Below are 22984 nucleotides of genomic sequence, written 5' to 3'. Positions count from 1 at the left end.
CGGGAGGGGGCTTGCCCCCTCCCGCATTTGGTTTGCGGTGTGTCAGATATTGGCGCGCAGGATGCTGTCCGGCAGTGACTCACCCTGCTCGACACTTGCCGCAACGGCCGCGATCAACCCTTGCAAGTCATACCCCTGCCCCGCCAGCCACGCCGGATCATAGTAAGTCGTGGCATAGCGCTCTCCCCCATCACATAGAATCGCCACGATCGACCCCGACTCCCCCGCCGCTTTCATCTGTTGCGCAGCCACCAGGGCACCGATCAGGTTCGTCCCGCTGGAGCCTCCCACTCGCCGCCCCAACCGCTCGGCCAGGTAATGCATGGCCGCCAGGGACAGCGCGTCCGGCACCTTGACCATCGCATCGATCACAGCAGGCAAAAACGAGGCTTCGACCCGTGGCCGGCCGATACCTTCGATCCGCGAACCACAGTCCAGGCGCAGGCTGGCGTCGCCGCTCAGGTAATAATCGAAAAACACCGAACGTTCGGCATCGGCACACAGCACGCGGGTGCGATGCTGGCGATAGCGCACATAGCGTCCCAGGGTCGCGGTAGTGCCGCCGGTACCCGGACTGGAAATCAGCCAACTGGGCTCCGGGTGCTGCTCGAAGCGCAACTGCTGGAAGATCGACTCGGCGATATTGTTGTTCGCGCGCCAGTCGGTGGCGCGCTCGGCGTAGGTGAACTGGTCCATGAAGTGGCCGCCGCTTTCCTGCGCCAGCCGTTCGGACTCGGCATAGATCTGCGTAGGGTCCTGCACCAGGTGGCTCTTGCCGCCATAAAAGGCAATCTGGGCGATCTTTTCCTGGGAGGTGGTGGCGGGCATCACGGCAATGAACGGCAGGCCGAGCAGGCGCGCGAAATAGGCTTCGGAGATGGCCGTCGAACCGCTGGAAGCCTCGATCACAGGTGCACCCGGCTTCAGCCAGCCGTTGCACAACGCGTACAGGAACAGGGAACGCGCCAGCCGGTGCTTCAGGCTGCCGGTCGGGTGGCTGGACTCATCCTTGAAATACAACTCGATACCCGGCAAGCCCGGCAATGGCAACGGGATGAGGTGGGTATCGGCGCTGCGCTGGAAATCCGCTTCAATGATACGAATGGCTTCGCGGGCCCAGGGACGGTGGTCGCTCATGACGAGGCTTCTCTAAGGATTTGGGCCTGATATTAGGGGGTTTCCTACACTGCACACAGATACAGTAACGACTCAATTGGACACACAATTGCTAGGCTTAGACGCAACGCCAGCTCTACCCAACGCTTATAACAAATAAGAATATAACTTTTGTTTTAACAACTAACGGTACGGGTTAGGGTACCCACCTATTGAACCTGGATTGGAGAGCATCCCTTGCCTCTGCGTAGCACTTTCACCCGTTTCTTCCAGCTGGAGGCCGCCAGCGGCCTGTTGCTGATCGCGGCTGCCGCCTTGGCGCTGATTATCAACAACTCACCGTTGTCACACCTGTACGGCGCCTTTCTCGACACGCCCGTGGTGGCCCAGATTGGCGCGCTGCAAATCGCCAAGCCCGCCTTGCTCTGGATCAATGACGGCCTGATGGCGTTGTTCTTCCTGCTGATCGGCCTCGAAGTCAAACGCGAGCTGCTCGACGGTCACCTGTCCAAACCGTCGCAGGTCGTCCTTCCGGGTGCGGCGGCTATCGGCGGCATGGTCGTACCCGCGCTCATCTACTGGGCATTGAACAAGGACAACCCTGCGGCCCTCGCCGGATGGGCAATCCCGATGGCCACGGATATCGCCTTTGCGCTGGGCGTCCTGGCACTGCTGGGCAAACGCGTGCCGGTGTCGCTGAAACTGTTCCTGATGACCCTGGCAATCATTGACGATCTGGGCGCCATTATCGTCATTGCGCTGTTCTATTCCGCCGACCTGTCCGGGGCTTCCCTGGCAGGTGCAGCGGCATGCTTGATCGCGTTGATTGCGATGAACCGCCTGGGTGTGGTCAAGCTCGGGCCGTATATGATCATCGGCCTGATCCTGTGGGTGTGCGTGCTCAAGAGCGGCGTGCACGCCACCCTGGCCGGGGTGACCCTGGCGTTCTGCATTCCACTGCGCACCCGGAACGCCGAAACCTCGCCCCTGCTGACCCTGGAACATGCCCTGCACCCGTGGGTGGCCTACGCCATCCTGCCGCTGTTCGCGTTTGCCAACGCCGGGGTGTCCCTCACCGGCGTCAGCCTCGAAAGCTTTACCCACCCTGTGCCCATGGGCATCGCCGCCGGCCTGTTGATCGGCAAGACCATCGGTGTGTTCGGCCTGACCTGGCTGGCCATCAAGACCGGCATTGCCTCACTGCCCAGCGGCGCGAACTGGGGCCAGGTGCTGGGGGTAGCGATTCTCTGTGGTATCGGCTTTACCATGAGCCTGTTTGTCGGCTCACTAGCCTTCGTACCGGGCGTCAGCGAGTTTGCCGGCGAAGATCGCATGGGGATTCTGACCGGTTCGATAGTGGCGGCGTGTATCGGTTATGCGGTGACGGCGCTGGCGAGTCGCAGGAAAGCCGTCATTTCCTAGTTGAGGTGATAGCCAAACACCAAAAAGCCGCCTCGAACTGAATCGAGGCGGCTCCGCTTCTCAGACCTTACAGGTCATCGAAACTGTCCCGCAGGAATACCCATACGTGATAAACACGCAGGGCATTCACTACGAGGTTCCACGTACGTCGTGCAAACTTAGACATACTCGGCCCTCCAAACGTTGGGCCTTACCTCCAGCGCACTTACCGGAACATGTGAGCCTTCGGGTGCACGTCAGTGCTCCTGTGAGGCGGGCCGGGTTTATGGTCCTCGCGCATCAATCCGGCACGGATTACTAGCCCGTGGCAGTCGGTCCAAAATTTGCGCGCGAACCCGGCCAACCTACTTCACGAAGAGCGCAGAACGACGGCGATACTAGCCCAACTGTCGCGCCAAGGTGTGACAGACAAAAGCTGATTACACTATGGAGTTGTTGCTCGTTTTTGCAGATTAAAATCTACAAAAAAGATCATTACATCAATGAGAACCACTGATCCTCAAGCCTTGCTCTGCGCGCTGAAAAAGCAGTAGTATCGTGAACACGTCAGTGCTCCCGTGAGACCGCAAGCCCGTGCCAAAGTGGGCCTGCAATAAAAAACCGCCCTACTAAGGCGGTTTTTTATTATGTGCGATTAAGTTTTTTCTAAACGACAAGCTCATGGCCTATTAAACAAAAAACCCCAACCCGTCACCCGGTTGGGGTTTTTCTTTGCCTTTCGCTGACCGCTTAGCGGGTAACGCGGCTGGTACCGTCAACCGTCATGATGCGTACGCGGTCGCCAATGCGGAAAATTTCATTTTCCTGCACGGCTTGTACGTAGGCGCGCATGCTGCCGTCGTCTTCGCGAACGGTGATTTCCACGCCCTGGGTGCGGGTCAGGCCTTCTTCGGTGGCCGATCCCAGCAGGCCGCCGGCTACCGCGCCGATCACAGCGGTGACGATACTGCCACGACCGCCGCCGATGGCGCTGCCGCCAACGCCGCCGATGACTGCACCGGCAGCGCCGCCGATTGGGGTTTTGGTGCCTTCGATTTTCACCGGACGCAGGGATTCGATAGTGCCCATGCGAACGGTCTGTACACGACGCGCCTCGTCACGGGAGTAGGAGTCGCCGGTCAGACTCGAGGCGCAGCCACCCAACAGCAAGGACAGGGTAGTAAAGCAGGCAACTAGTAAAACGGACTTACGCATAGCATCAACTCCAAAGGACAGGTATTCATTAAACGCTGCGGCTTGGCGCCTGTCACGGCAAGCCAGGCAGAAAAGTGCTTTCATTCAGCCTGAGTACAGACTTCCGACACCACAAGATTCGACGAACGGTTGCTAAGCCGCACCATGCCATAGCCTGGTTGATCAGTGTAGCCATACAGCCGAAAACGCCGAAATCTCGTACATAAAGACTTCGGCGCGCAGGGCATGATTCGGGTGGAATGACGAAAGGAGACGCTCAAGGCGCAAGACGCGCGCGCGTCCATTGGCCCGCTTGCAGCCGATAGTCGAGACGATCATGCAGACGACTGGCGCGGCCTTGCCAGAACTCGATGCGCTCCGGCAGCAAACGATAGCCTCCCCAATGCTCGGGGCAATCGGGCTGGGTGTCGCTGAAACGTTGTTCAGTCGCCTTGAGCAGTTGCTGCAGTTCTTCGCGATCACGAATGACCTGGCTCTGCGGCGATGCCCACGCACCCAGGCGGCTGCCCAGGGGGCGCACCTGATAGTAAGCATCCGACTCTTCAGGCGTGACCTTGACCACGCGCCCTTCAATACGCACCTGGCGCTCGAGGGTCGGCCAGAAAAACGTCATGGCCGCGAACGGCCGCGCCGCCAGTTGCTCACCCTTGGCGCTCTGATAGTTGGTAAAGAAGGTAAAGCCCTTGGCATCCAGGCCTTTGAGCAACAGGATGCGACAGTGCGGCCGACCGTCCTGGTCGACCGTCGCCAGGGTCATGGCATTGGCCTCCACCGGTGCCTGCTCGGTTTTCACCGCATCGGCGAACCATTGGTGGAACAAGGCAAACGGCTCGTCCGGGGCCTGGGCCTCGCTCAAACCGTCCCGTGTGTAGTCACGGCGCATATCGGCCAGTGCCTGGGTCATGCGGCTTTATCCTTGTGGTTCAACGGATCAGTTTTTCGCCTGGTCGTTGCTTGCCGGTGCAGCAGCCTTGGCTTTGGCCGGAGCCGGTTTCTTCGCAGCCGGTTTGGCCGGAGCCTTTTTAGCGGCTGACTTGGCGGCTGGCTTGGCGGCAGCTTTCTTGGCCGGTGCTTTTTTCGCTGGAGCTTTTGCCGCCGGGGCCGGTGCGGGAACGTCCTGCACGGCAACCATTTCAGCCACAGGCGGGGTCTTGCCCGAGTTGTACTGGCTCAGCAGCGCCAACATAGTTGAACGTTGAGTGAACATGATTTCCATGCGACGATTCAGCGCACGGCCCTGGGAACTGTCATTGGCGGCGCGCGGCATCAGGTCGCCCATGCCACGCAGCATCAGGCGATCCTGCTTCAAACCGCTGAGGCTGAAAATCGAAGCGATCGACTGCGCACGTTCCTTGCTCAGCGCCTGGCTGGCCGGAGCGCTGCCGGTGGCATCAACGTGGCCCAGAACCAGTACGGCGGTCTTTGGGTCCGCTTCAACGGCCTTGGCAACGCGAGTGAACGGGCCCAGGGTCACCGGCAGCAGCATCGCCGGGCGTTTCGGGTTGTATGAACCGTCTACCGGGGCGATCACCACCAGTACGTTGTCGCGACGTTCCAATTGCAGGTTGCTGTCCTTGATCGCGGCGCGCAGGCGCGGCTCGTAATCGTCCAGCCAGGCCTGGGTGATTTTCGGATCGGGCATCTGCACGTTGGTCACATCGACCTTGGCCAGTGGCTTGGGCTTGGTATCGAACGGCCACCACCAATGGGCTTCGGTGTCGGTCTTGGCCACGGGAGCCGGGGTGGCGGCCTGGAGGTCCGCTTTCAGATCGGCCTTGGCCTCGGCGGCCTTTTCGTCGGCGCTCTTGGCGGCGAATGGCCACCAGTTGAAACCGGTGTCGCTCTTGGCTGCCGGAGCAGGCGCCGCGGCGACAGGCGCAACAGGCTTGGCATCGGCAGCAGGCTTGGCATCCGGTTTGGCGTCGGTCTGGGTCACTGCGTCCTTGGTAGCAGCCTTATCTGATCCAAATGACCACCAGTGCCCACCTTCGGCATCATTTTGTGGAGTTTGTGCACAGCCAGTAATAGTGAGGCACAGCGCCAGTGCCAAGGACTTGTTCGATAACATGAGATATCCACAAAATGAGAAAAAACCAAGGGGCCAAATGCCCCGTTAACCAGACGCTTAAAGAACATTGAAGTTACATCATTGCGTTCAGCGTCTTCTTATACGTGTCTTTGTAACAAAAAATTGTGAAACAGCAAGGGGTTTATAGACAACCGGCCAATATTCCGACCAACTTCTGAGCCCGTGGGTCCATAAGTACATAGGGCCCCAGGGTATTAGTCACAAAACCGAAGGCTACATCATGCTCAGGGTCGGCAAACCCTACCGAGCCCCCTGCCCCGGGATGCCCGAATGCGCGCGGGCCAAGGCCGAACGTAGCATTGGGCACCTGCGGTTGATCCAACATGCAACCCAGGCCGAAACGGGTTTGGGTCAATAAGGTTTTATCCGCTCCGATACTGTGTTCACGGGTCAATTGTTCGAGCATCTCGCTTTCCAGCAAACTACCATCCAATAAACCACTATAAAACCCGGCCAGGCTGCGTGCATTACCGTGACCATTTGCCGCGGGTTGCTGCATACGCCGCCATTCGGGTTTATTAGTGCTGGTCAGAATAGACGGCGGGTTGGCAAATGCACGCGTAGTCATCGCCGAGGGTTCACGCATCATTACTTGAAGTAACCGTTGTGCCGCGGCATCGCCCATATTGCCTTTGCTGCGGGCTATATGGGCGACACGGTAAAACTCTTCGTCCGCCAGGCCCACGTGGAAATCCAGCCCCAACGGCCGCGCCACCCGCGCCACGATAGACTCGCCAGGCCCGCGCCCATCGGCACGGCGCAACAGTTCACCGACCAGCCAGCCATAGGTGATTGCCTCGTAGCCATGGCCCTGGCCGGGTGTCCACCACGGCGCTTCGGCCGCCAGGGTATCGACCATCAGTTGCCAGTCGTACAAGGCTTCGGTGGGCAGCATCTCGCGGATCGCCGGCAGCCCGGCCTGATGGCAGAGCAACTGGCGCAAGGTAATGGACGCTTTGCCCGCCGCGGCAAATTCCGGCCAGTAATCGGCCACGGGCGCATCCAGCTTCAGTTTGCCTTCGGCCACCAGTTGCAGGGCGGTGACCGCAGTGAAGGTCTTGGTGCAGGAGAACAGATTGACGATCGTGTCACTGTGCCAGGCTTCGGCGCCGTCCTTATCGGCGGTACCGGCCCACAGATCGACAACCGTCTCGCCGCCGACCTGGATGCAAAGCCCGGCACCGCGCTCCTGAGGGTCATCGAACAATGCGGCAAACGCTTCACGTACCGCTTCGAACTGGAGCTCGTAATGACCCTGAATCTGCACCGGAACGACCTCAAGAAAACTGCATGAAAAGTGACCGACATTGTTCCAGCCATTGTAGGATTTGTGAACCCGTCAACGACGAATCAATGACCATTTCCGGAGTGCCCGCCGGCATGCCCGGCGCCCTGGCCGGCATCTTTGCCCGCCTGGCCCGAGCGGCCGCCTTCGCTCTCACGGGCCGCACCGGTCGCCCTGGCTTTTTCAGCCTCCTTACCCAGCTGGTCGACCGCCGCGAGATTGCTTTTACGCACGCTGTCGACAAACCCCTGAAAGGGCACATCAGTCATGCCCACCAGGCCGAAATGGCCGTTTTCACCGTCCAGCAGGCGTCCGGTCACGGGCTGGTCAAGGTACTGGAACCAGTGCACGCCGACAATCGACGGCTCCGCCATGGCTTGCTTGAGGAAGGCGGCATAGGCCGCGCCGCGCTCTTCTTCACGGGCCAACTGCGTCACACCGCCCCAGAACGGGCCGCGGTCGGTCGAGCCAAAGTTGAATTCGGTGATCAATACCGGTTTGTCGAGTGCGCGCAGGGCGGCGAAGTCATAACCGTCCTGGGGCTTGAGGGTATACATGTTGAAGCTCAGCACATCGCAATACTGTGCACACGACGCCACGGCTTCGGGGGTGCTCACGGCATAACGCCCGCCCAGCAGCAGTTGGTTGGGGGCGTGCCATTTCAGCGAGTCGGAGATGGTCTTGAAGTAGGCATCGGCAAAAGTCTTCTGGAAATACTTGAAGTCGGCCTCGATTTCAGGGTGTTCCGGGTCAGGCATCGGCGGCTCGAAGCCGGGGTCTTCCATCAGCTCCCAACCGGCCAGATGGATGCCCCAGGCTTTCGACAGACCGTCTTCATTGCGGTACTTGTCGCGCAGTTGCTTGAGGAAAGCACGCTTGGCCGGTACGTCGGTGGTCATGCGCAAGGTGCCGTAGGCCAGGGCATAGCGCGATTTTGCGTCGTCGCCAGGGCCGGCCCAGGCCAGTTCGTTGTCGGCGAAGAAGCCGATCAGCCACGGGTCGTCGCGATGATCGCGAGCGGCGATGGCCACGGCGCGCTCAGTGGCCATGGCGAAGCGTGGGTCGAACGGGTCGGGCATGCCGCCCCACCAGTCGGTGCCGGTGCTGATGCTGGCGTAGTCACCCACAATCGACAGCGGCAAGGTGTAAGGCACACGGTCGGCCTTGGCCAGGTCCGGCTCGCTCCAGTTGCCCACGGTGTTGAAGCCCCAGGCTTGCAGACGGTCGAGGGTATGGGTCACCCAGCGTTTCTGATCGAAGCCGTCACCGCCGTAGGTGCGCTGCAGGTTGGCGCCATAAAAATCATACCAGCGCCCCGCACCGAAACCGCGACCCTCGCCCGCGCCGTTGCCGGTACGGTTGTCGCCACGGCCGTAATACTTGTCGAAGGGTTCACCGGCCTTGGGCAGCGCCGCAAACATCCACTCCCGCCCCGCCACGTAGGTCTGGCTGTTGTCCGCAGCCACGGTATTGACGCCCAGCGAGTAGAACGGATGGCCCTGCGGCGTGACCAGATACCAGCGACCGTCGCGCTTTTCAGTGCGGAAGAAGCCGCTGGCCTCGAACGCCGGGCCTTTGTTCCAGCCGCCGTACTGATCCAGGGCGGATTTGTCACGCTCGGCAAGCCATCCCTTCAGTTGTTGCTGCTCCTTGGCGGCTGCGGCCTTGAGCTGTTCGTCGCTGCTGACTTTTTCCGGCCAGCGCGCGCGGGTGGACTGGCCGTAAGCGTCCACCAGTTCGCTGTAGGCGGCCTTCATCACCGGTTCGCTGTCTTGCACGCCAAAGCGCTCCAGCAGGATGCTTTGGGCGGCATTGGGTTTGATCATCGACAGCGTCACCGACACCACTTGGCTGCGGTCGACTTCCCCGGCGCTGGCGGCCAGCAAGACACGCTGGCCGTCCATGGTCATCGGCATCGGCGGGCCGGCCTTCATGCCCTGGCTCAGCGGCGAGTTGGCTTGCAGTGGCACCAGCAAGGTCTGGGCCGGGCCGGCCGGCAAGTCGATGCGACTGACCAGGGTCCTGCCGTCGGCACTTTGTACTTTTACGTAAAGGGTCAACGCCCAATTCATGGCGCTCTGGATGCGCAGGCTCATGGCACCCGATTGCGACCAGTCCCACACGCCGGTTTGCGGGCTGAGCACCAGGCTCGGCTCGGCCGCCGGGTTGAAGGTGATGCGGCGCAGCACCTCGCCCTCCGGGGTTTGTTCGGCGTTGTATTGCGGCAGGCTGGCGTCCTGAGTCGCCACCTTGACCACATCGGCGGGCCGGACGAAGTTGAACAGCGTTTGTTGCCCGGCCGGCGCGGCCATCAAGGGCGCGGCGAACAGCAGGGCAAAAAGAGCGGGCAGCGTGCGAATCATACGAACAAGGTTCTCCCAGACGGCCGGTGAATGGCCTGATGACATACTTGAGATAGACCACGAAGTGGACGAGTTCGCCCACCGTGGCTTAAGAAATTTCGCGCCTGAAAGGCGGCAAGGCATTCAGGATTGCCTTGCCATAGCGCTGGGTGACCAGGCGGCGATCGAGCAACGTGATGGTGCCCCGGTCCTGCTCGGTGCGCAGCAAGCGCCCGCAGGCCTGCACCAGCTTGAGCGAAGCGTCGGGCACCGAGATTTCCATGAACGGGTTGCCGCCGCGTGCTTCGATCCATTCGGCCAGCGCCGCTTCGACCGGATCATCCGGCACCGAAAACGGGATCTTGGCGATGACCACATGCTCGCAGTAGGCACCGGGCAAGTCCACGCCCTCGGCAAAGCTCGCCAGGCCGAACAACACGCTGGAATCACCGCCATCGACCCGCGCCTTGTGCTTGTTCAAGGTTTCCTGCTTGGACAGGTTGCCCTGGATGAACACCTGTTTACGCCAGTCGCGGTCAAGACCGTCAAACACATCCTGCATCTGTTTGCGCGACGAAAACAGCACCAGGGTGCCCCGCGAGCCTTCCACCAACTCGGGCAGGTCGCGGATGATCGCCGCCGTGTGCGCCGCCGCGTCCCGTGGGTCGGCCTTGAGGTCGGGCACCCGCAGGACGCCAGCATCGGCGTGATGAAACGGGCTCGGCACCACCGCAGTGACGGCCTTTTTCGGCAAGCCGGCGCGCATGCGGAAGCGGTCGAAGGTGCCCAGGGCGGTCAGCGTGGCCGACGTCACCAGGCAGCCGTAGGCCACGTTCCACAGGTTGCGGCGCAGCATTTCGGCGGCGAGGATCGGGCTGGCATTGACCTCGATATCGAACAGCGCACCGCTTTCCGCCAAGGTCAGCCAGCGCGCCATCGGCGGGTTGTCTTCCGGGTCTTCGACGGTAAAGGCCGTCCACAACTCCCAGTTGCCCTGGGCGCGGGACAAAAGGCTGCCGAACAGCGGGTACCATTCTTCGGCCTGGTTGCTGGCGATGCCGATGTTGACCTCGCCATCCATGCCTTCCTTGAGCAGGTCGGTCAGACGGGTGAACAGGTCGGTGAGACGGGAAAAGCCTTTCTTCAGCTCAATGCCCATTTCGCGCATATGCTCGGGAATCATCCCGCCCACAAACCGGTGACGCGGCCGCTCACGGCCTTCCACGTCTTCGCCGGGCTTGAAGTCGGCCACCTGCTCGCAGGCACTGAACATGAACTGCTGCTGGGTCTTGATCTCCCGCGCCAATTCCGGGACTTGCTCGATCAATTTGCCCAGGTCGCCGGGCAGCGGGTGCTGGGCCAGTAACTTGGTGAGATTCTTCGCGGTGGTCTCCAGCCAGTCGGCGGTGGAGCGCAGGCGTGTGTAGTGGGCGAAGTGTCCGATAGCCTTGTCGGGCAGGTGATGGCCTTCGTCGAACACATACAGGGTGTCACGCGGGTCCGGCAGTACCGCGCCGCCGCCCAGGGCCAGGTCGGCCAGCACCATGTCGTGGTTGGTGACGATCACATCGACCTTGCCCATGCCTTCGCGGGCCTTGTAGAAGGCGCACTGACCAAAGTTGGGGCAATGGCGGTTGGTGCACTGACTGTGGTCGGTGGTCAGGCGCGCCCAGTCGGAGTCTTCCAGGGCGGTGGGCCAGCTGTCGCGGTCGCCGTCCCATTTATTACCGGCAAGTTTTTCGATCATGCTGGTAAACAGTTTCTGGCTGACTTCGTCGACTTCGATCTTGAAGCCTTCTTCTTCGAAGAGCGAGGCGGTGGCGGTCTGCGCATGGCCTTCCTGCAGCAGCACGTCAAGCTTGGACAGGCACATGTAACGGCCACGGCCCTTGGCCAGCGCGAATGTGAAATTCAGCCCGCTGTTGCGCATCAGGTCAGGCAGGTCTTTGTAGACGATCTGCTCCTGCAGGGCGACGGTCGCGGTGGCAATCACCAGGCGTTTGCCGGCGGCCTTGGCGGTAGGGATCGCGGCCAGGCTGTAGGCTACAGTCTTGCCGGTACCGGTGCCGGCCTCGACGGCCACGATCGCGGGGTCGCCACTGCGCCGGCCTTCGTCGTCGGTGTCGATATCCCCGAGGACCTTGGCCACTTCGGCGATCATCAGGCGTTGGCCGTAGCGCGGTTTCAAGCTCTTGGCTTCGAGAAAACGCGTGTAGGCGCCCTGGATCGTAGTTTTGAGTTCAGTGCTGATCATGGATAGTCGGGCGCAAAAAACGCTGGATAAATTTTCAGTGGTTCGGATCGGCCGCTATCATACCCCGCTAATTAATCCCGCGCAGAACGGAGTACCACAATGACCGCGTTTAGCCTCGTTTACACCCTGCATGTAGTGGCCGCCCTGATCTGGGTCGGCGGTATGTTTTTCGCCTGGATGATCCTGCGCCCCGCCGCCATGGCGGCCCTTGAGGGCCCTGCCCGGCTGAAGTTGTGGGCAAATGTGTTTCAACGTTTTTTTGTATGGGTGTGGGTGGCGGTGCTGATTTTGCCGATCAGCGGCGTCGGCCTGCTGCACCTGCGCTTCAACGGTTTTGAAACGGCGCCGCGCTATGTGCAGGTGATGATGGGCTTGTATCTGGTGATGACGGCGCTGTTTATCCGCATCCAGGCGTTGAAGTTTCCGGCATTGAAGGCGGCGGTGGCGGCTGAGGACTGGCCGGCGGGCGCGGCTGCATTGGGGCAGATTCGCAAGTTGGTGGGGATCAACTTGATTGTGGGGTTGGTGGTGGTGGCAATTGCTTCGGCTAGGCCGATGGTTTGAATGGAGCTACAAGCTACAAGCTACAAGCTACAAGCCACAAGCCACAAGCTACAAGCCACAAGGCTTTTCACTTGCAGCTTGCAGCTTGTAACTTGCGGCTACAGTTCTATTAAAGCCGCTGAATGGTCACCGCCCCCGCAGGCCCGGCCGGCCCTGGCTGCCCTTCCAAGCCCGAGCGGCCTTTTTCACCGCCATCGGCGCGGTACACCAGGCAGCCCTTGGACTGACCGCCCTTGCCGGGTTTACCCGCAACACCGGCCAAGCCCCCAGGCCCGCCGTCCACCAGGACCTTGATCTGATCAGCCGGGAAGGCCTGCGGCAACTCCACGCGCACTAACGCACCCGACGCACCCGGTAACCCATCGCCGCCGTTATCGCCATTGAACCCACGCCCGGCCGAACCCCAGGTGCAACCCGGATCGACGCCATTGGCGCCATCCAGGCCGGCATACCCCTGGGCACCGGCGCCACCGCGGGCATCCACCGACAGTTCTTCTGCAGTCAGCGACTCGATACGCAAGGTCAAGTCACGCCCCGGCTTGGCTGGCCTTTCATGGGTGCCGGGCGCGCCGCGAGAGGTGATCTGGCTGCCGTGATCCAGTTGAGCCTGGCGCACCTGCAACTGCAGCGCGGTAGTGCCGGGGACGATGGCGATACGTGCTTCACGTCCCAAATGCAGTTCCTCCACCGCGATCTGACTGATGGTGGCCGGAATCAACAGGGTGCCGTAGTCCGCCACGTCCAGGCGCTCGAGCTGCAACACGCTGGTGCTGCTAGGCAGGCGCATCAACGAATGGGTTTCAACACTGACACTCTGGGCCAGGGCAACGGGGCTGACCAACAGGGCCAGCAGAAAAACCTTACGCATCATGGGGCTCCCGAGTGTTTCCGAATTTTTCTTTGGACGCACAGTAACGACTTCTACAGGCGATTTGCCAGTGAAGGATCAAAAAACTTCAGAAGGCCCGGCTCAGGCACCGGCGCTATTGGCACTGATGCGCTAGGCCCGCACGCCCAGCCGCGCTAGTCTCTAGGGTCCTGATGTGAGGATCTTAAATGACCGCTGGAATTTCTTCCCGTACACCCCAGCAAGCGTTGGCCGCGCTGCTGGACCTGCACGCCCCCAAACGCCTGTTGTTGTTGGGCGCCAGCCAGTTTCCCGCACTGGATGCGTTTAAGACGGCGCATCCCGATGTGCGTGTCAGCATTGCCCCACCCGGACCGTTGCCCGCCGAACTGGCGGCGCAGCGTTTTGACCTGGCGCTGGTGGTCGATTGCCTTGAACACCTGCCCAAATCCCAGGGTCTGACGTTGCTGGGCGGCATTCGCAACCTCAATGCCAGCCGCATCGCAGTGCTGGTGGACCTGGGCGCCTGCGACTGGAAGGACACCGATTTTTTCTCCCTGGCCCTGCAGGCCGGCGAACGCTTTGAGCGCAATGAGCAGGTGCTGACGCTGTTTACCTATGATCTGCTTGACTATAAACAAGTACCCGACTGGCTCAACGCCCGCTTCTGGGCCAACCCGGAAAATTTTGGCAAGTATTGGTGGTAACACAATGAGTACATCCATTTGCCCCTGCGGCAGTGGCAATCTGCTGGATGCCTGCTGCGGCCATTACCACGCCGGCCACCCCGCGCCGTGTGCCAGCGCATTGATGCGCTCGCGCTACAGCGCCTATGTGCTGGGCCTGGTCGACTATCTGGTGGCTACCACCTTGCCGGCGCAACAGGCCGGCCTGGACCGCGAGGCCATTACCGCCTGGAGTGCCCAGAGCACCTGGCTTGGGCTGGAGGTGGAAAATTCCGAGGTCTTCGGCGGCCAACCGGAACATGCCTTCGTGACCTTCACGGCGCGCTGGCATGACAGTACCGGTGAACATAGCCACCGCGAACGGTCTTCTTTCGTACAGAATGAGGGGCGCTGGTACTTCATCGACCCGACGGTGGAAGTGAAGGCCGGGCGCAATGACCCATGCCTGTGCGGCAGCGGGCAGAAGTTCAAGAAGTGCTGTTCCAGCTATTTTTAACGACCTGACAGGGATAACGCCAATGCTTCGCACATTCAGCCTGATGCTGGCGTTAACCCTGGGCCTGAGCGGATGCGCCTCCTGGTTCGAGGACGATTCGCCGCCGCCCCACGTATCGCTGGTGAAAGTCGAAGTGGTGCGTGCCAAGTTGCTGGAGCAGAAGTTCAAGCTCTACTTTCGCGTGGACAACCGCGACGATGCGGACTTGACCGTGCGTGGCCTGATCTACAAGGTCACCCTCGGCGACCTGGTGCTGACCGAAGGCGAGTCCAACGAATGGCTGACCGTACCGCCGCGCAGCCATAAATACTTCCGGGTGTCGGTGCGTACCAACCTGTGGCCGCGAATACGCGATGTGGTGCAACTGCTGAAAAACCCCGAGCGTCCCGTGCCTTATCGTCTTGAAGGCGAGTTGAAAACCGGCTTATTCATCGGTAATGACGTGCAGGTGGCCCACAATGGCGAGATAATCCCCGGCGATTTTATTCCGGAGCGACATCGATGACTCAGCAACCCCATGTCCATGGTCCTGACTGCAACCACGATCACGATCACCAGGATCACGACCACGGCCATGTCCACGGCCCGAACTGCGGCCACGCTCACCAGGAGCCGGTGCGCAACGCGTTGAAAGACGTCGGTCGCAACGATCCTTGCCCATGCGGCAGCGCGAAGAAATTCAAGAAGTGCCACGGCGCTTAAGCCACTCGAAACTCAATGTGGGACGGGGCTTGCTCCCGATACGGTGTGTCAGTCAGCCTATTTGTTACTGACCCACCGCTATCGGGGGCAACCCCCCTCCCACATGGGTACTCATCCAATTACACAACTCCCGCTTGCGTCGTTTCGCCGCGCTCACTAACGTAGCGCCTTTAATGACGCTACCCCCCGCAGGAGCTTTGCCATGGCCTCGCCAGCCCTTACACATTTTCTTCCCCGGTTCGGCGTTGCCGCGGCAGTGGTCAGTGCGTTGAGCCTGTCCGGTTGCCAGCTCCAGAACACCCAGGACACTCTGCCCCCCGCAGCCGGCGTACAGCCGATCAAAGGCCTGGCACAAAACGTGTCGATACGCCGTAATGCCCAAGGCATGCCGCTGATCGAAAGCAACACCTTCCACGACGCGCTGTTCAGCCTTGGCTACGTGCATGCCAGCGACCGGATCACCCAGATGGTCACCCTGCGGCTGCTGGCTCAGGGCCGCTTGGCGGAAATGTCCGGTCCCGAGGTGCTTGATGTCGACCGCTTCATGCGCGCGGTCAACCTGAAAAAGAGCGCCGGCGAGCTGTACAACGCGTCGTCGCCGCGGCTCAAGCGTTTCTTCGAAGTCTACGCGCGGGGCGTCAACGCCTACCTGTTCCGCTACCGCGACAAGCTGCCGACAGACCTGGCCCAGACCGGCTATAAACCCGAGTACTGGAAACCGGAAGATTCGGCGCTGCTGTTCTGCCTGCTGAATTTCAGTGAGTCGAGCAACCTGCAGGAAGAAATCTCGTCGCTGGTGCTGGCGCAAAAAGTCGGCGTCGACAAGCTCGCCTGGCTTATTCCCAGCGCGCCGGACGAGGCGATCCCGCTGGCCGAGGCCGACAAGCTCAAGGGCGTGAACCTGAGCCAGGTCACGGGTCTTGCCGGGTTGGACACGGTCAGCCAGCAACTCAACAGCCTCAATGCCCTGGGCGTGACCACGTCGAGCAACTGGGCCATCGGGCCGCAACGCAGCCGCAGCGGCAAAAGCCTGCTGGCCAACGACATCGCCGCCCAGCCGCAAGCACCCACGCCTTGGAGCTATGTGCAGATCCGTGCACCGAAATATCAGGCGGTCGGCGCGTCGATTGCCGGCCTGCCGACCCTGCTGTCGGGTTTCAACGGCAAGGTGGCGTGGAGCATGAGCGCGGTCAAGGGCGACACCCAGGACCTGTTCCTGGAAAAGGTCAAACGCCAGGGCAGCGCGCTGTACTACGAAAACAACGGCAAATGGCTAGCGGCCGGCGTGCGTAACGAGACCTTCTTCATCAAAGGCCAGCGCTCGATTCGCGACGTGGTGTACGAAACCCGCCACGGCGCCTTGCTCAACAGCAGCCAGGCGCTCACCAGCGGTTTTGGCCTGGCCCTGCAAACCGCCGATTTGAAAGACGACAAGAGCCTGGATGCGTTCTTCGACCTGTCCCGCGCACAGAATGCCGGCAAGGCTTCGGACGCCACACGCGAAATTCGCGCCATTGCGCTGAACATGATCTTCGCCGACGCCAGCAACATCGGCTGGCAAGTCACCGGCCGCTTTCCCAACCGCCGCGAAGGCGAAGGCCTGCTGCCCTCGCCGGGCTGGGATACGCGCTTTGACTGGGACGGTTACGCCGACGCCATGCTGCACCCCTATGACCAGGACCCGGCTCAAGGCTGGATCGGCACCGCCAACCAGCGCACTGCTCCGCGTGGCTATGGCATGCAGCTGTCCAATTCCTGGGACGCGCCGGAGCGCAGCGAGCGCCTGGCGCAACTGGCCAACGCCGGCAAACACGACAGCCGCAGCGTGATCGCCATGCAATACGACCAGACCACCACCTTTGCCGCCAAACTCAAGGGTATGTTCCAGGCGCCGGGCATGGCCCAGCCGTTGAAACAGGCAATCGATGCGCTACCCGCCGCCGAACAGGCCAAGGCGCGCGAAGCACTGGGCCGCTTGATGGCCTTTGAGGGTCGCCTTGCACCGACGTCCGCCGACGCGGCGGTCTACGAACTGTTCCTGCAGGAAAGCGCCAAACAGATTTTCCTCGACAAACTCGGTCCGGAACACAGCGCCAGCTGGAAAGCCTTTGTCAGCAACGCCAGCCTGTCCTACTCAGCCACCGCAGACCATTTGCTGGGCCGTGAAGACAGCCCGCTCTGGGATGACACGCGCACACCGCAAAAAGAAGACAAGCCGGCGATTCTCGCACGCACCCTGGCCGCTGCGATCAGCACCGGCGACAGCCTGCTGGGCGCCGATCACAAGGCCTGGCAATGGGGCAAGCTGCACACCACCACCTGGAAAAACGCCAGCGGCCAGGTTATCCGCGGGCCTTTCGCCAGCGGCGGCGACCACAACACCCTGAACCCGGCCCCCTACACCTGGGGGCAGGATTTCAATGTGGCCCAGACGTCGGCGCTGCGCATGATTGTCGACTTCGGCCAGCCCGAACCGATGATGGGCCAGGGCGGCACCGGCCAGTCGGGCAACCCGGCCAGCCCGAACTATGCCAACGGCATCGATCCATCACTCAAGGCGCAATACCTGAGCTTCCCGATGCAGCCGCAGAACTTTGACAAGGTGTATGGCAAAACCAGGTTGACCCTGACACCCGGCAAGTAACCCGGTTTTCAAATGTGGGAGGGGGCTTGCCCCCGATAGCGGTGTGACAGTCAACACATTCATTGACTGAACTACTGCTATCGGGGGCAAGCCCCCTCCCACATTTGGCCCCATGCATTCTGATAGAACTTCTGCACAGCCCCCCGCCTCATAAGTAACAAGCCCATCTCCCCGGTCACCCCATGGACCTCGTCATCGCCCGACCCGAAGGCCTCTATTGCCCCGCTGGGGATTTCTACATCGATCCCTGGCGCCCGGTGGAACGCTCCGTGATCACCCATGCCCACGGCGACCACGCCCGCACCGGCAATGAGCATTACCTAGCCGCCGCCCCCGGCGAAGGCATTCTGCGCTCGCGCCTCGGCCAGGACATCAACCTGCAGACGCTGGCCTACGGCGAGAAACTCGTTCACCACGGTGTCACACTGAGTTTCCACCCGGCCGGGCATGTCCTCGGATCGGCCCAGGTGCGCCTGGAATATCAGGGTGAGGTCTGGGTCGCGTCCGGCGATTACAAGGTCGAGCCCGATGGTACCTGCGCGCCTTTCGAACCGGTGCGCTGCCACACCTTTATCACCGAATCCACCTTTGGCCTGCCGATCTACCGCTGGCAGCCGCAGGCGCAGATTTTCTCCGGCATTAACGACTGGTGGCAGGCCAATATCGCCGCCGGCAAGGCCAGCGTATTGTTCTGCTATTCCTTTGGCAAGGCACAACGGATTCTGCATGGTATCGATGCCAGCATCGGCCCGATCCTCAGCCATGGCGCCGTCGAGCCACTGAACCGGGTCTACCGCGAAGCAGGTATCTACATTCCCGAAACGCTGTACGCCGGCGACTTCAAAAAAAACGACCCGCTGCTGCGCCAGGCCCTGATCATCGCCCCGCCCTCCACCGGTGGCAGCACCTGGATACGCCGCTTCGGCGACTACAGCGACGCCTTCGCCAGCGGCTGGATGCGCCTGCGCGGCACGCGGCGGCGCCGCGGGGTCGACCGCGGCTTTGTGCTGTCGGACCATGCCGATTGGCCCGGACTGTTGTGGGCGATTGAGCAGACCGGCGCCGAGCGGGTGATGGTTACCCACGGTTCGGTCGGCGTATTGGTACGCCATCTGCGCGAGAAAGGCTTGGACGCTCAAGGGTTCAGCACCGAATACGGCGACGACGACGAAGAGGCCAGCGCATGAAAGCCTTCGCCGAGCTGTACGCCAACCTCGACGCCACGACTTCCAGCAACGCCAAGCTGGCGGCACTGCAAGACTATTTCCAGCAGGCACCGCCGCAGGATGCGGCCTGGGCGGTGTACTTCCTCTCAGGCGGGCGGCCGCGACAATTGGTGCCGACCCGCCTGCTCAGGGACATGGCGACGCAAGCGGCGAGCATCGAGCCGTGGTTGTTCGAAGAAAGCTATCAGTCCGTCGGCGATCTGGCCGAGACCATTTCCCTGCTGTTACCCGAATCCACCTACACCTCTGAAGATGGCCTGGCGGTGTGGCTGGAAGACAAACTGTTACCGCTGCGTGGCCTTGCGCCGCTTGAACTGGCCGAGCGCCTGCCAGCGCTGTGGGCGCAACTGGATCAACCGAGCCTGATGGTGTGTATCAAATTGATCACCGGCAGCTTTCGCGTCGGCGTGTCCAAACTGCTGGTGACCCGCGCGCTTGCCGCCATGGCCGGGCTCGACAGCAAGCGCGTGGCCCAACGGCTGGTGGGCTACACCGACCTGTCCAATCGCCCTACTCCCGCCGGCTATCTCAAACTGATTGCCCCCGAATCATCCGACGAGCATGCGCAACGCGGCGGGCAGCCGTATCCGTTTTTTCTCGCCCATGGCTTGGCGCAACCGCTGGAGCAGTTTGACGCGCTGCTCGGCTCCCCCGCCGACTGGCAAGTGGAATGGAAGTTTGATGGCATTCGCGCGCAATTGGTCAAGCGTGAGGGCCGCTTGTGGGTCTGGTCGCGCGGCGAAGAACTGGTGACCGAGCGTTTCCCCGAGCTTCACAACCTGGTCAGCGGCTTGCCGGACGGCACCGTGATCGACGGTGAAATCGTGGTCTGGAAGGACGCGGTGCAACCCTTCGCCCTGCTGCAACAGCGGATCGGCCGCAAGACACTGAGTAAAAAAGTGCTTGAGGACGCGCCGGTGGCGGTGCTCGCCTACGACCTGCTCGAATATCAGGGCGATGACTGGCGCAACCACCCCCTGGCTGAACGCCGTACGCAGCTGGAACGCGTGATCGCGCAGTGCAATCAACCCGTGCTGTTGCCCTCGCCAGTGCTCGAGGGGCACACCTGGGAGGCGTTGGCCGTGCAACGCGAAGCCTCCCGCAGCCTCGGTGTCGAAGGCATGATGATCAAGGATCGCAAAGGCCTCTACGGTGTGGGCCGCACCAAGGACATGGGCCTGTGGTGGAAGTGGAAGGTCGACCCGTTCAGCGTCGACGCAGTGTTGATCTACGCCCAGCGCGGCCATGGCCGGCGCGCCAGCCTGTACAGCGATTACACCTTCGCGGTCTGGGATGGCCCGCCGGGCAGCGAGCGCACACTGGTGCCGTTCGCCAAGGCGTATTCGGGGCTGACTGATGAAGAAATGCGCAAGGTCGATGCAATCGTGCGCAAGACCACCGTGGAAAAATTCGGCCCGGTCAGCAGCGTCACGCCGAGTATGGTGTTTGAGTTGGGCTTCGAAGGCATCGCCCTGTCCAAGCGGCACAAGAGCGGCATTGCGGTGCGCTTCCCGCGGATGTTGCGCTGGCGCCAGGATAAGCCGGTGGAGGAAGCCGATAGTCTGGCTACGCTGCAGGACTTACTGGCCTGACAGAAATCAATTGTGGGAGGGGGCTTGCCCCCTCCCACATTGGAATCTCCATATGACCTGTAATGGTGCAACCTTTTCCGAATGCCCACTAGTGGGCATTTCCTACGCTTAGAAATCCCTTATCCCACCTTTTAAAACGATCATTCGGAACTATGGTGCAGAAATTGCTACTTGTGCTGCGTCTGACACCGTTCAGTAACAGTCCTAAACGCGCCACAAGCGCTTATCTTGGTTTCCAGGGAACACATAATGAAAAAAGCATTGCTGACCCTTTCTGCACTGGCTCTGTGCATGGCTGCAGGTGTTGCAACCGCCAAGGAATACAAGGAATTGCGTTTCGGTGTCGATCCCTCCTACGCACCATTCGAATCCAAGGCCGCCGACGGCAGCCTGGTGGGCTTCGACATTGACCTGGGCAACGCCATCTGCGCGGAACTGAAGGTCAAGTGCAAATGGGTTGAAAGCGACTTTGACGGCATGATCCCGGGCCTGAAAGCCAACAAGTTCGACGGTGTGATTTCTTCCATGACCGTGACCCCGGTGCGCGAGAAGGCTATCGACTTCTCCAACGAGCTGTTCTCGGGCCCTACCTCGCTGGTGTTCAAAAAAGGTGCAGGGTATTCGACGCCTGAATCGCTCAAGGGCAAATCCGTGGGCTATGAGCAAGGCACCATCCAGGAAGCCTACGCCAAGGCCGTGTTGGACAAGGCCGGTGTGACCACCAAGGCCTACGCCAACCAAGACCAGGTGTATGCCGACTTGACGTCCGGGCGCCTCGACGCTTCCGTGCAGGACATGCTGCAAGCCGAATTGGGCTTCCTCAAGTCGCCAGCCGGTGCCGGCTACGAAGTCAGCGCCGCCATCGACGACCCGCTGCTGCCAGCGAAAACCGCGATCGGTATCAAAAAAGGTAACACTGAGCTCAAGGCGCTTTTGGATAAAGGTATCAAAGCGTTACACGATGATGGCACCTACGCCACCCTCCAGAAGAAACACTTTGGCGATCTGAACCTGTACAGCGGCAAATAATGCCTGGGGCGCCCCTTTTTCAAGGGGCGCTTTTTTATCGCCATAGGTCCTGATTTATGTTCGAAGATCTGTTGCAAACTCTCGGGCTGAGCGCGTTCAGCTTGAAGGGTTTCGGCCCGCTGTTGCTGCAAGGCACCTGGATGACCCTCAAATTGTCGGTGCTGTCCCTGGCCGTCAGCGTGTTGCTGGGCCTGCTCGGCGCCAGCGCCAAACTGTCCAGCCTGCCCTTGCTGCGTATCCCCGCCCAGCTCTACACCACATTGATTCGCGGCGTCCCCGACCTGGTGCTGATGCTGCTGATTTTCTACAGCCTGCAAACCTGGCTGACCGGCCTGACCGACTTTATGGAATGGGAATACATCGAGATCGACCCCTTCAGCGCCGGGGTCATCACCCTGGGCTTTATCTACGGGGCTTATTTCACCGAGACCTTTCGAGGCGCGATTCTGGCCGTGCCCCGTGGCCAGCTGGAAGCCGCCACCGCCTACGGGCTCAAGCGCGGGCAACGGTTTCGCTACGTGACCTTCCCGCAAATGATGCGCTTTGCCCTGCCGGGCATCGGCAACAACTGGATGGTGATGCTCAAGGCCACGGCGCTGGTGTCGATCATTGGCCTGGCTGATCTGGTGAAAGCGGCCCAGGATGCCGGCAAGAGCACCTACCAACTGTTCTACTTCCTGGTGCTCGCCGCGCTGATCTACCTGTTGATCACCAGCGCCTCCAATTTTGTCTTGCGCCGTCTTGAACGTCGCTACGCCGCAGGTTCACGGGAGGCCGTGCGATGATCGAGCTGTTGCAGGAATACTGGCGCCCGTTCCTTTATAGCGACGGCCAGCACATCACCGGCCTGGCCATGACTCTCTGGCTGCTCAGCGCAGCACTGGTGATCGGCTTCATAGTCTCGATTCCCCTGTCTATCGCCCGTGTATCGCGCAGGCGCCTGGTGCGCTGGCCGGTGCAGTTCTACACCTACCTGTTTCGCGGCACGCCGCTGTATATCCAGTTGCTGATTTGCTACACCGGCATCTACAGCATCGCCGCCGTGCGCGCGCAACCGGTCCTCGATGCGTTCTTTCGCGATGCGATGAACTGCACAATCCTGGCCTTCGCCCTCAATACCTGCGCCTACACCACGGAAATTTTCGCCGGGGCGATCCGCAGCATGGCCCACGGCGAAGTCGAAGCGGCCAAGGCCTACGGCCTCAGCGGCTGGAAGCTGTACGCCTATGTGATCATGCCGTCGGCACTGCGCCGGTCGTTGCCCTACTACAGCAACGAAGTGATCCTGATGCTGCATTCGACCACCGTGGCGTTTACCGCAACCATTCCGGACATCCTCAAAGTCGCCAGGGACGCCAACTCGGCCACCTTCATGACTTTTCAATCATTCGGCATCGCGGCATTGATTTACCTGGCCGTGACCTTCGCCCTGGTCGGCCTGTTTCGACTGGCGGAACGCCGCTGGCTGGCCTTTCTCGGGCCGAGCCATTAAGGAG

Annotated in this window: 20 protein-coding genes; 12 read left to right on the top strand and 8 right to left on the bottom strand. The window is 61.2% G+C overall.

Features of this window, described 5'->3' with window-relative positions; translation table 11 throughout:
• Nucleotides 1–42 precede the first annotated feature (42 nt).
• Nucleotides 43–1137, bottom strand: coding sequence for a PLP-dependent cysteine synthase family protein (locus PspCFBP13528_RS06625; RefSeq protein ID WP_065951978.1), 1095 nt, complete (start codon nucleotides 1135–1137; stop codon nucleotides 43–45).
• Between the two features lie 216 nt (nucleotides 1138–1353).
• Between PspCFBP13528_RS06625 and nhaA the strand changes: the two genes are divergently transcribed.
• Nucleotides 1354–2538, top strand: a complete 1185-nt coding sequence (nhaA, locus tag PspCFBP13528_RS06620; RefSeq protein WP_137199835.1) for a Na+/H+ antiporter NhaA — start codon at nucleotides 1354–1356, stop codon at nucleotides 2536–2538.
• Nucleotides 2539–3267: 729 nt separating this feature from the next.
• Here nhaA and PspCFBP13528_RS06615 read toward each other — a convergent pair.
• The 6 genes from PspCFBP13528_RS06615 to dinG all read right to left on the bottom strand — a co-directional run bounded on the left by PspCFBP13528_RS06615 (nucleotide 3268) and on the right by dinG (nucleotide 11702).
• A complete protein-coding gene (locus tag PspCFBP13528_RS06615; protein WP_003189251.1) occupies nucleotides 3268–3732 on the bottom strand; it encodes a glycine zipper 2TM domain-containing protein in 465 nt (154 codons plus the stop codon).
• A 256-nt stretch (nucleotides 3733–3988) separates the two neighbouring features.
• Nucleotides 3989–4636 (bottom strand): pyridoxamine 5'-phosphate oxidase, encoded by a 648-nt coding sequence (gene pdxH, locus PspCFBP13528_RS06610; RefSeq protein WP_137199834.1) that lies wholly within the window; start codon nucleotides 4634–4636, stop codon nucleotides 3989–3991.
• A gap of 27 nt (nucleotides 4637–4663) precedes the next feature.
• A complete protein-coding gene (locus PspCFBP13528_RS06605; RefSeq protein ID WP_065951975.1) occupies nucleotides 4664–5800 on the bottom strand; it encodes an OmpA family protein in 1137 nt (378 codons plus the stop codon).
• 142 nt (nucleotides 5801–5942) lie between these two features.
• Nucleotides 5943–7088, bottom strand: a complete 1146-nt coding sequence (locus PspCFBP13528_RS06600) for a serine hydrolase domain-containing protein (RefSeq protein ID WP_137199833.1) — start codon at nucleotides 7086–7088, stop codon at nucleotides 5943–5945.
• Between the two features lie 83 nt (nucleotides 7089–7171).
• Entirely contained in the window at nucleotides 7172–9469 is a 2298-nt protein-coding gene (locus PspCFBP13528_RS06595) for a beta-galactosidase (RefSeq protein ID WP_137199832.1), read from the bottom strand.
• Nucleotides 9470–9557: 88 nt separating this feature from the next.
• A complete protein-coding gene (gene dinG, locus PspCFBP13528_RS06590; RefSeq protein ID WP_065951972.1) occupies nucleotides 9558–11702 on the bottom strand; it encodes an ATP-dependent DNA helicase DinG in 2145 nt (714 codons plus the stop codon).
• Between the two features lie 99 nt (nucleotides 11703–11801).
• On the opposite strand from dinG, the gene PspCFBP13528_RS06585 reads away from it, so the two are divergent.
• Nucleotides 11802–12266 carry a CopD family protein gene (locus tag PspCFBP13528_RS06585; protein ID WP_137199831.1) on the top strand — a complete coding sequence of 155 codons (465 nt, stop codon included), beginning with the start codon at nucleotides 11802–11804 and terminating at the stop codon, nucleotides 12264–12266.
• Nucleotides 12267–12375: 109 nt separating this feature from the next.
• Here the strand turns inward: PspCFBP13528_RS06585 and PspCFBP13528_RS06580 are convergent, their stop codons facing one another.
• The gene (locus tag PspCFBP13528_RS06580) at nucleotides 12376–13134 is read right to left on the bottom strand and encodes a collagen-like triple helix repeat-containing protein (protein ID WP_065951970.1); all 759 of its coding nucleotides are present in this window, start codon (nucleotides 13132–13134) and stop codon (nucleotides 12376–12378) included.
• Nucleotides 13135–13322: 188 nt separating this feature from the next.
• Here PspCFBP13528_RS06580 and PspCFBP13528_RS06575 point away from each other — a divergent pair, with 188 nt between their 5' ends.
• The 10 genes from PspCFBP13528_RS06575 (at nucleotide 13323) to PspCFBP13528_RS06530 (ending at nucleotide 22980) form a co-directional block, all read left to right on the top strand.
• Nucleotides 13323–13820, top strand: a complete 498-nt coding sequence (locus PspCFBP13528_RS06575; RefSeq protein WP_065951969.1) for a DUF6231 family protein — start codon at nucleotides 13323–13325, stop codon at nucleotides 13818–13820.
• A gap of 4 nt (nucleotides 13821–13824) precedes the next feature.
• Nucleotides 13825–14295 (top strand): YchJ family protein, encoded by a 471-nt coding sequence (locus tag PspCFBP13528_RS06570; protein WP_065951968.1) that lies wholly within the window; start codon nucleotides 13825–13827, stop codon nucleotides 14293–14295.
• A gap of 22 nt (nucleotides 14296–14317) precedes the next feature.
• Entirely contained in the window at nucleotides 14318–14800 is a 483-nt protein-coding gene (locus tag PspCFBP13528_RS06565; RefSeq protein WP_101219335.1) for an LEA type 2 family protein, read from the top strand.
• Entirely contained in the window at nucleotides 14797–14997 is a 201-nt protein-coding gene (locus PspCFBP13528_RS06560; RefSeq protein WP_065886122.1) for an SEC-C metal-binding domain-containing protein, read from the top strand. Before PspCFBP13528_RS06565 ends, PspCFBP13528_RS06560 begins: the two co-directional genes overlap by 4 nt.
• A 202-nt stretch (nucleotides 14998–15199) precedes the next feature.
• The gene (locus tag PspCFBP13528_RS06555) at nucleotides 15200–17641 is read left to right on the top strand and encodes a penicillin acylase family protein (protein ID WP_137199830.1); all 2442 of its coding nucleotides are present in this window, start codon (nucleotides 15200–15202) and stop codon (nucleotides 17639–17641) included.
• A 182-nt stretch (nucleotides 17642–17823) separates the two neighbouring features.
• Nucleotides 17824–18828, top strand: a complete 1005-nt coding sequence (locus PspCFBP13528_RS06550) for a ligase-associated DNA damage response exonuclease (RefSeq protein WP_065951964.1) — start codon at nucleotides 17824–17826, stop codon at nucleotides 18826–18828.
• On the top strand, nucleotides 18825–20459 hold the full coding sequence (locus tag PspCFBP13528_RS06545) for an ATP-dependent DNA ligase (protein ID WP_137199829.1): 1635 nt from the start codon (nucleotides 18825–18827) through the stop codon (nucleotides 20457–20459). The genes PspCFBP13528_RS06550 and PspCFBP13528_RS06545 overlap by 4 nt, the downstream gene beginning before the upstream one ends.
• 249 nt (nucleotides 20460–20708) lie before the next feature.
• A complete protein-coding gene (locus PspCFBP13528_RS06540) occupies nucleotides 20709–21488 on the top strand; it encodes a transporter substrate-binding domain-containing protein (protein ID WP_065951962.1) in 780 nt (259 codons plus the stop codon).
• Between the two features lie 56 nt (nucleotides 21489–21544).
• The gene (locus PspCFBP13528_RS06535; RefSeq protein WP_065951961.1) at nucleotides 21545–22273 is read left to right on the top strand and encodes an ABC transporter permease; all 729 of its coding nucleotides are present in this window, start codon (nucleotides 21545–21547) and stop codon (nucleotides 22271–22273) included.
• Nucleotides 22270–22980 carry an ABC transporter permease gene (locus tag PspCFBP13528_RS06530; protein ID WP_065951960.1) on the top strand — a complete coding sequence of 237 codons (711 nt, stop codon included), beginning with the start codon at nucleotides 22270–22272 and terminating at the stop codon, nucleotides 22978–22980. Before PspCFBP13528_RS06535 ends, PspCFBP13528_RS06530 begins: the two co-directional genes overlap by 4 nt.
• The last annotated feature ends 4 nt before the right edge of the window (nucleotides 22981–22984 follow it).

It is taken from the genome of Pseudomonas sp. CFBP13528 (assembly GCF_005233615.1).
Lineage (GTDB): Bacteria > Pseudomonadota > Gammaproteobacteria > Pseudomonadales > Pseudomonadaceae > Aquipseudomonas > Aquipseudomonas fluorescens_AM.
Note: the sequence above shows the minus strand (reverse complement) of the source record. Positions and strands in the feature narration are given on the sequence as shown.